This window comes from Dietzia sp. NPDC055343 (genome assembly GCF_053645265.1).
Window position 1 is genome coordinate 1 of sequence record NZ_JBSHMJ010000067.1, and the last position, 8,362, is coordinate 8,362.

9 protein-coding genes are annotated in these 8,362 nt (G+C 61.2%); 6 read left to right on the top strand and 3 right to left on the bottom strand.

The window, feature by feature from the left end:
* Positions 1-219: 219 nt before the first annotated feature.
* Together ACWIE7_RS17885 and ACWIE7_RS17890 are read left to right on the top strand one after the other, a co-directional pair.
* Positions 220-501, top strand: coding sequence for a hypothetical protein (locus ACWIE7_RS17885; protein ID WP_454070155.1), 282 nt, complete (start codon positions 220-222; stop codon positions 499-501).
* A complete protein-coding gene (locus ACWIE7_RS17890; RefSeq protein WP_454070156.1) occupies positions 498-1,358 on the top strand; it encodes a restriction system modified-DNA reader domain-containing protein in 861 nt (286 codons plus the stop codon). The genes ACWIE7_RS17885 and ACWIE7_RS17890 overlap by 4 nt, the downstream gene beginning before the upstream one ends.
* A gap of 10 nt (positions 1,359-1,368) precedes the next feature.
* On the opposite strand, the gene ACWIE7_RS17895 is transcribed toward ACWIE7_RS17890, so the two are convergent.
* The gene (locus tag ACWIE7_RS17895; RefSeq protein ID WP_454070157.1) at positions 1,369-2,463 is read right to left on the bottom strand and encodes a hypothetical protein; all 1,095 of its coding nucleotides are present in this window, start codon (positions 2,461-2,463) and stop codon (positions 1,369-1,371) included.
* 319 nt (positions 2,464-2,782) lie between these two features.
* Positions 2,783-3,799 carry a toll/interleukin-1 receptor domain-containing protein gene (locus tag ACWIE7_RS17900; RefSeq protein WP_454070158.1) on the bottom strand — a complete coding sequence of 339 codons (1,017 nt, stop codon included), beginning with the start codon at positions 3,797-3,799 and terminating at the stop codon, positions 2,783-2,785.
* A gap of 177 nt (positions 3,800-3,976) precedes the next feature.
* Here ACWIE7_RS17900 and ACWIE7_RS17905 point away from each other — a divergent pair, with 177 nt between their 5' ends.
* From ACWIE7_RS17905 to ACWIE7_RS17920, 4 genes are all read left to right on the top strand, one after another.
* A complete protein-coding gene (locus ACWIE7_RS17905; protein WP_454070159.1) occupies positions 3,977-4,759 on the top strand; it encodes a recombinase family protein in 783 nt (260 codons plus the stop codon).
* Positions 4,760-4,886: 127 nt separating this feature from the next.
* Entirely contained in the window at positions 4,887-5,714 is an 828-nt protein-coding gene (locus tag ACWIE7_RS17910) for a YfbU family protein (protein WP_452101027.1), read from the top strand.
* Between the two features lie 78 nt (positions 5,715-5,792).
* Positions 5,793-6,488 (top strand): hypothetical protein, encoded by a 696-nt coding sequence (locus ACWIE7_RS17915; RefSeq protein WP_452101028.1) that lies wholly within the window; start codon positions 5,793-5,795, stop codon positions 6,486-6,488.
* Between the two features lie 372 nt (positions 6,489-6,860).
* Positions 6,861-7,598: a DUF6338 family protein gene (locus tag ACWIE7_RS17920; RefSeq protein ID WP_452101044.1), complete on the top strand. Its 738-nt coding sequence runs from the start codon at positions 6,861-6,863 to the stop codon at positions 7,596-7,598.
* 134 nt (positions 7,599-7,732) lie between these two features.
* Here the strand turns inward: ACWIE7_RS17920 and ACWIE7_RS17925 are convergent, their stop codons facing one another.
* A complete protein-coding gene (locus ACWIE7_RS17925) occupies positions 7,733-7,963 on the bottom strand; it encodes a DUF2188 domain-containing protein (RefSeq protein ID WP_452101045.1) in 231 nt (76 codons plus the stop codon).
* Between the last annotated feature and the right edge of the window lie 399 nt (positions 7,964-8,362).

Below are 8,362 nucleotides of genomic sequence, written 5' to 3' on the forward strand. Positions count from 1 at the left end.
TGTCGCAGTCGCCGGTTCGCTCGCACTTGCCCCTGTCGCCACTGCTGAGCCTGCGTCACCGTACTCCGTCACGGTGGTCGGCAGTACCGACGCAAGGCCAAGCGGGCTCAGGGCGGCAAGCTCGACCCTGAGCAGAAAAAAGAGCAGTCCGAGGCAGCCAAGAAGCGCACGGAGATCCGCAAGAAGCTCCAAAAATTCCTCGCCAAGATACCGGTATTCATGTACGTGACCGACTTCCGCGAGGAGGCCCTCAAGCACGTTATCGAGTCCCTCGACGCTGATCTCTTCGAGCGCGTCACCGGACTGACCGTGGAGGACTTCCAGACGCTCAACGACATCGGCCTGTTCAATGCTCAGCACATGAACCACGCGATCTATCAGTTCAAGCGCTTCGAGTCGGCGAGCCTCGATTACGCACTAACCCCGCAGGAGCGCGAGCTGCGCCACGCCAACGAACAGATCGGCCTCTGGGATACCGTCAGCACGGGAACTTTCCAGTGAGCGCCCAGGTCGTCGCGGTCAATGTCCAGATCCCCGCATCGACCACCGCGCCGATCGTCGCCGACTTCATCGCCCATGCCTTGCGCGTCGGCTACTTCAACCGGCGCGACGTCAAGAACCTACCCAAGGACGAATGGAACGAGCCAGGCGTCTATGTGCTGATGACCACCGACGGCAGCGGTGTGGTCTACGTCGGAAAGAGCGTCGACTTGCGCGCCCGCGTGCTCCACCATGACAACAATCCGAAGATCGACTGGCAGCGCGCCCTACTCTGTAAGCGCGACACTTCTCACGGCTTTACGAGCGCCGACATCGGCTACCTGGAAGGCCGCCTGGCCTCCGAACTGGGCGCTATTTCCGGGATAACCGTCGAGCAGGGAAAAGAGGACCGCGACAGGACCTTGCCGCCACACATGGAGCTGTCGCTCGACGAGCTGCTCTCCTCAATCCTGGCAGCAGTACGACTGGCGGGCTTAGACACGTTCAAGGATGCTGACTTGCCCGAGGGCGATGCTGCCGTCGAAGGCTCGGTCTCCACCTCTCCTCGTCCCCCTACCGGCAAGCGAATCAGTCTCGCAGATCTCGTCGCCGCTGGGTTGATCAATGCTGGCACTGAACTGCACTTAAGCCAGGGCGGGACCACTGCCAATGGCACGGTGTCCACTCAAGGCGAGATCGTCGTTGATGGCGTGGCCTACGCAGCCCCAAGCCGGGCCGCACAGAATGCCCTCAACAGTGGCCGTGACGACGCCAGCAAGGTCTTGTCGTCAAACGGCTGGGTCGCCTGGCGCGTAGGGAGCCTCACCGGCCCGACCTTGGATTCGCTACGCGATCAAATGGTGACTGATGGGGACTGACTGACCTCGGCTATTCATTTGCCTCGCACCACGCTGCCAACGCTGCCGCTAGTGCTTCGTCGTTGCCGATTCCCCGCTCAGCTGCGACGTCGTTGAAAATGTCGACCAGGTCCTGAGGCACGTTGCCCTTCAGCTCAACCTTGTTGGTCTTGTATAGAGCCGGTGCCTGCACGAGAATCTCTCTCTCATTCTCGAACTCGTTAAATAGCTGCTCGTAGTGGCGTTGCAATGGCTGCATGCGCTCGCCGGGCTGGAACCAATTCAATCGCTTGCACTTCTTTTGCTTGGAGCTGGCGATTCCTCTGTTGTGGGCGAAGTCGTTGCGCATGTAGCCCAAGTCGCGCATCAGCGATGAACGCACTGCTCGCTCGGGGCACTCGTAGATCTTCGCCAGTCGCCTGCGGTAGTTCAGTTCCCACTCGGTGAAGAACGTGACCACCCACCGGCCCGCAAACTGGCTTTGAGTGGCAGTCTCGGTCTCGACGTCGAACTGCTCCATCCACTCCTTCATCGTGGCGACGCCAGGGTGCACCGACGAGAGCAGATCGGAGAAGGGAATCGTCGTCGCGGATTCGACGTCGGTGCTCTCGAACTTCATCACGTCGAAGTGCTGTGGATTGTCGCCGAAGCGACCTTTACGGATGCTGTCGAATCGCTGACCCCACTGCTCGTCGAGCAGGTCCATGATCCCTCGATGCCCGAGCCGAGCTGTGATCACCAAGGCTTTGAGGTCGGTAATCATCTCGCTCACAACTTCATTTGCCGACTCTGGATCGTTCAGTCCGGCTTCCAGCCGCTCGAGTGCTGCAGCCGCCATGTCGAGAACCCGCACAATCTGATCGAGGCGTAGGTCGGAGACGTCGAGGGCCTGCACGACCTCCACCACCGGCGCGATCACCGCGTGCAGTCCGGACCCCTCGGTCGGACGAGCGACGTCCCAGTGTTCAAGAACCGGCTGGGAGATCGTCGAGACGGCGACCTCGACAGCTTGGGCGTGGGGAAAGGCGTCCACCTTCCCCCGCATGATCCGAATTGGTATTTCGAACGGGACGGTAGCTTGAGTGAGGACGTGCTGCCAACGGTCGATCTCCTCCGCAGTACTCATCGCATCGACAGTAGTGACCGATTACCGCGGTGCCATCACAATCGACCGGCAACGGTACGAGGAGCTGGCGGCAGGGGAGGGCAGACAGAATCAGGTGTCCGTAAGCCGGTCGTTCACCGGGACACCCATCGAGGGGCCGGCCAAGGCGCGCCGCCCCAGGTCGCACTGTCGGATAAGCCGTGTCCGGTGATGTGTACCGGTGGCACCCTCAACTGGCTTGCTGCAATCACCGCCCCGTCAGGGTGATGAACTTATGTCAGTGCTGCCGCGACGGGCCCTCCCCGCAGGTCGAGCAGGGCCGTAAGGGCGAGCCTTCGACCTATTTCCCTAACGGCGGCAAGTCCTCAAGTGTGAGGGAAGCGGTTCTGTCGGTGGCGATCACAAAACGCACTAGGGCGACCGGCTCATAGCCGTTGGGCCCGTGGCGGAAGATAACGTCGTCGAGCATGAGCAGCGCCCAGTAGCCCATCTGGTTCATCATGACCAGAACGTCACCAGGCTTGGTCGTCTCTACACGATTGGACATCGGCAGGGAGGCGAGATCAGCGAATCTCTCAGGGTGCTGGACGGCCGCGATTACCCGACCAATCTTGCCGATACCGTCGCTGTAGTGGCGAACTTCCCTCGATGCTCCAGGTCGAACTTCGTCGCCGCTGGAGTACTCGAGGTTTAGCTCAAAACGCGCCTCTTCGCTGCCGAGGATGAACTTCCCAGAGTTCTCATCCAGATTCACCTCGACCAGCCCACTCGTTTGTCCATCGTGCCAGCGAGCCGGGTCGTTGCGGATCGCAGCCCGGGCCTGTGATTCTGTTGCACCGACAAACGGATTCGGCCCCAGCGGTGGGGCGGCCTCGATGGGGACTCCGTGTAGATCGCGCAACAGTTGCTCGTACGCAACTTCTTGGTCGTTGCGAAAGTCGATCCATTTTCTGTCAACGAGGTATGTGGGCACGACTGGTTCACCAGCCACAGTGTCGGAGTCCGGGACAACAGGGATGACCCGACTTCCTCCCAAATCGCGGTAGACGGTCGGAGAGACGATAGTCGTCTCTGTGCCGACACCGGTGTGTTGTTCACCGCGGCGGTCGGCCTTGGGGCCGTAGTCATCCGAGAGCATGACTAAGACACGGGCCGAGAGGTCGGCGTACCGCTCCATGAACAAGTTCAAGTCGTGGCCGAGGCCAACGTGCCACCTGTCGAGGTGGACGTCAACACCATTTGCACGCAAGCGCCGCGCCAGGTTAGTGACCCATGCGACGTGCTGATCGGTGTCCCACGAGTAAGAAACGAAGGCAACCGGCGGACCGGGCGGACCTGAGGTCGAAGAGGTCTGCATGAGTACATCCTGCCCAACCTCCCGCATGGACGCCGTCACTCTGGGGTACACCCGTGCGGGACGGAACGCCGCCAACGATCGCTGCTGTGTCACAGGGTCTAGTTCGGTACTTATGAAACGCCATCCCGTCGGGTCTAGTATCTATTGATACAGATTCCGGGCGAAAGGATCTTTTCGATGGCTGATCGGATCGGGACGTTGCTGAACCGCTCGGGCGCCAGTGGCGAGGAGGTGCTGATCGTCAGCCGCGGGAGCGTGCGGACTCGGTTCCGGCGCCGGGACGAGCTGGACTGGAACCTTCGGGTGGAGTCGACGGACTCAGAGAACATCATCGACCGGAACCCGAAGCGAAAGCCAAAGCCGGATCCGAAGCCGGCTCGCCGGGCCTCGCGTCCGCGTGGACAGCGAGTGGCGTACGTGCGGGTGTCGGCCGCCGATCAGAACGAGGCGCGTCAGCTCGAGGCGGTGGGGGAGTGCGACCGGGTCTATATCGAGAAGCAGTCCGCTCGCTCGCGTGCCGATCGTGTGAAGCTCGAAGAGTGCATCAGGTACCTGCGAGACGGTGACGAGTTGGTTGTTGCCTCGATGGACCGACTCGCCCGTTCCCTGGTCGACCTCAAGCAGATCGTCGGTGAGATCACCGCCAAGGGCGCGAGCGTGGAGTTCGTCCACGAGCGGGCCACCTACTCCGCCGGCGCCCAGGATCCTCGCGCCGATCTGATGCTGTCGCTGCTCGGGGCGTTCGCCGAGTTCGAGCGGGCCATCATCCGTGAACGCCAGGCCGAGGGCATCGCCATCGCCAAAGCGAAGGGCAAGTACAAGGGACGCAAACGTGTCCTGACCGACGAACAGATTGACAAGGCCCGGGCCCGCATCGAGGCGGGGGAGGGGCCATCGGCGATCGCCCGCGATCTCGGAATCGGACGCTCCACGCTGTACCGGGCGCTCCAGAACAAATGACACCCACGTTGAAGTAGGTGGTCCGTCCCCCTTTCTGCATCGTTCCTCCTCCGCGCGGGCGCGCCACTGTGGTACGCTTCGTAAAACAGTCAAACAGGTAGTTTGACGGTGTTTTGAGGAGGATGTTGTGGCGACGATCGCGTTCCGTGTCGACGATGCCATGCGCTCCGAGCTGGAGGAGCTCGCGCAGAGTCGGGGCGTGAGCCTGTCCGACCTGGTGCGATCCACCTTGGAAGGGCTGATCCTTCGAGACGATCCCCGGGGGCAGTGGACCGAGACCGCGCCGCGCACCCTGACCACCTACGAACGGCAGATGCTCGCCATGCAGCACCGCATCCTCGCCCACGTCATGCCACCCACGCATGAAGACGCCCCCACTGAGGACTGCGCCCACGTGGAGGGGGACCCCGACTATCAGCGCCAACGCGCCCAGATTCTGGAAGGCGGGTACGTCACCGAATACAGCGACGTGTTCATCAGTACCCACCCCGAACTGACGGCTGACGAGTGCACCTTCGTGATGGATCTACTCGACATGTTTCGCACCATCACCGTCAGCATCCAGCGTCTTCGGGGCGCCGGACAGAGCATAGATGACGACACGGAACGGTTGCTCCAGTTTGACGGCTTTGATTACCAGGTCAAGGCCGAAACGCGACTCCTTGACTACGTCCGGCATCTCGTCAGCGAGACCCGCTGGTCCGAAGTGCTCCCCGTGCTAGGCCCTGATCACGACCACGGCAACTCCCACGGGCCGAGGTTGGACCTCTACCAGCGGATCCTTGGCGAGTACCAGCTCATCCGCCACGAACAAAAGCCCCGTCTCGAACTATCTGACTACCTACTCACAGCTGACCAGCTGCACCGTCTGGCTGACGCGGCAACCCACCCCTCACGCAGGCTCGACCACCAGTCGGGTGGCACGGCGGGATCGCCTTCCACGGTCGAAGGCTGACGGAACGTGGACCCGCGCAACAGAGGGGATCTCGACCGGCTAACAGCCCGCTATCGAAGCCTGCCCAGTGGAGAGCGGGTGGCGTTCGTAGACGAGGCGTATCGACTTCCCAACGAGTGTCGCCGAGGTGAGAAGCCCTTCTACGCACTGGCCGCGGTGCTACTGACGATCGACGATCACGCGACTATTCGCGCGGACCTGCACAGCATTGTCGGCAGCAATTGGTGGCATACCGTCGACGCACAGCAGACCAATGACGAACTCCCGAAAATCGAAGCGCTGACGGATTATCTCGCTGACTATCGCGACCCCTGCGTCCTGGCCGTCTGCCACACTCCTGGTCCGGATGACCAGGCCATCGGTATGCGTGCGGTGAGCCTGTCCGCGCTACTCGCCGCACTCGGATCCCAGGCTCCACGCCCAGACGCCGGCGAGGGCCACCAACGCACCGTCCCCGCGCAGGCCAAGATGATCGTCCTAGAGCGACAGAACAGGCATCAAGACACCGACCGTGACCTGCACACCATTAGGCAGGCGCGCCAGAGCGGCGTGATCGGCAGGCACTTCCCAGTGATGCACGTATCCCCATCGATCGAGAACCTACTCTGGCTACCCGATCTGGTCAGTCACACTTATCGTCGGTACATCACCCACGACGAAGACCTCGTCACTCGCCTCGACGGGCAAACAGTGACGATCGAACTGCCCGCAAATAAGAGCGACCCCCTGGGTGCCGCAGCATATGTCCAAGGGGTAAGCCGACTGTTCCGCTAGGAAGTGCCGGTCTCTGCTCGCTCCCATCATCTCGCACCAATGCCACGATTGCAAGCATGCGCCATGACCCTGCCGCAGCGGTTGTGGACCCTGCTGCTCGGGAACACCGCCCAGGCTGATCGGTACCGTCGGCCGAGGTGTGGAACCCGCGCCGACGTGGCGACAAGAACTCGCGGCCATAGTCGAAAACCATCTAGCAGTGTCGCGTCCGATTCCGATGCGATACTTAGGACTGGGATATCTAGCCAACCGCGGACGGGCAGGATCTTCATTGAGGAGCTGGCGTCGCCAGGGGAGGGTCATGTGCTCATGCGGCACGAACACCTTCCACTAAACTCCATTTCAAGACGATAACGGACGAGACGATACTAAATGGCACTCCCGCAAACCCTCTTCCAAGTAATCGCGGTCTTGCTGCTCGTGGTCCCGGGAATAGTGTTCACCGCCGTCAGGAGGTATCTGCGCGGGCCAGGTCCGGACGAGAAGGACTTCAGCGTGCGTTTAGTGCACGCAGTTGCGGCAAGCGTAATTTTTGATTGCGTCTACCTAATATTGGCTGGCCCCTGGCTCGTGTCACAGCTCGCTATGACGGGAGTCGCGAGTGAGCCTGCTTGGATTGAGAATCCGCGATCGGTTGGAGCGACTGTTTTAGGCTTGGCGATTGTAGTCCCCGCCGTCATTGCGGGCCTTTTCCACGTTAGGATTCGAAAAAAGCGACAGCCTTTTGGGTTAGCCGAACGTAGACATCCCACACCGACTGCATGGGACTATGCTGCGCCTGCTCAAGCAGGTTGCTTTGTTCGCGTTTTCACAGGCGATGGCAAATGGCTAGGAGGTTATATGCCAGAGGGGGAGGGATTCGTTTCCATGTACCCTGAACCACGGGATATATTTATTCCGAGACAGTGGAATATGTCTCCGACCGGGGAGTTCACCTCGGAGATCGAAGGAACATTGGGAATCTACGTCCCGTTGGTTGGGTCCGAAAGGGTTGAGTGGGTAAAGCCAAGCTCCGGTTCGGCCAACACGGCAGGGGGCTTCCGAAGGGTGCTGGAGCTCGTCACCTTCCCGTCGCTTGGCCGCTGCCGCCGCGCGGAGGTGGAGGGGTAGGTGCCGAGGGCTTCGGTTCCGGGCGGGACTGCGGCTGGGCGCCGTGTGTTCCACTTCGTGCATCCGATCGGGGCACAGCGCCGCCGGTGACAGACCTTGGGGGACGATTCCGCGAATCAGACATTTTCGTCCTCTCAGCCCTTGCTTGAGCGGGGATCTCGGCTCCGCGGGTAAGTATTGCGTTCGCCTATCTTCCCATCCTGCTTGTGCACAAGATGCTCTACGCCTCGTTCGATCGCCATCTCGCGTCCCTTCGCCTGAGCTTCAGCCTTGGTAGGTGCGCTGTTTGAAGCGCGCGAGTTGCCTTCGGCTTTGTTAACCCACTTCTCGCCCTGTTTGCTCGTATGTATATCGCCCTTGGCCATGCCTGCTCCTAAGCTCGGGGTGAACAGGAGCTTATTGTATCCCTGTGAGGGCGAAGCGTGCGGGCACTCGGCACGCCGACTTGCGATTGCCGAGCTTCTCGCATTCGAAAGTAGCGCTGAGAAGACAGCTCGTGCGGCGGCAAGAGGTGCTTAATCCATGCAGATGGGCGCCTCGCAACTTGCGCGATGAACCAGTGCTTGTCATAACGTCTGGCTATCGGCGTTCGATCTGTACGGGGGGTCGACAGACGTTCTGAGTTTGGGAGGGCCGGTTTAGCGGGTGAGGGCTTCTCCGGCGCCACGAAGGAATTGGCCTGACATCGCGACGGCGGGTCCTGAGCTGTCGGCGCCTTCGATGAATGCGCAGAATGCGATGTCGTGGACGATTCCCGCGAACCA

What these genes read in the sequence shown, in the direction of transcription:
- ACWIE7_RS17885 (WP_454070155.1), top strand. Translation starts at nt 220, where the DNA reads ATGTACGTGACCGACTTCCGCGAGGAGGCCCTCAAGCACGTTATCGAG.
- ACWIE7_RS17895 (WP_454070157.1), bottom strand. Translation starts at nt 2,463, where the DNA reads ATGAGTACTGCGGAGGAGATCGACCGTTGGCAGCACGTCCTCACTCAA.
- ACWIE7_RS17900 (WP_454070158.1), bottom strand. Translation starts at nt 3,799, where the DNA reads ATGCAGACCTCTTCGACCTCAGGTCCGCCCGGTCCGCCGGTTGCCTTC.
- ACWIE7_RS17905 (WP_454070159.1), top strand. Translation starts at nt 3,977, where the DNA reads ATGGCTGATCGGATCGGGACGTTGCTGAACCGCTCGGGCGCCAGTGGC.
- ACWIE7_RS17920 (WP_452101044.1), top strand. Translation starts at nt 6,861, where the DNA reads ATGGCACTCCCGCAAACCCTCTTCCAAGTAATCGCGGTCTTGCTGCTC.
- ACWIE7_RS17925 (WP_452101045.1), bottom strand. Translation starts at nt 7,963, where the DNA reads ATGGCCAAGGGCGATATACATACGAGCAAACAGGGCGAGAAGTGGGTT.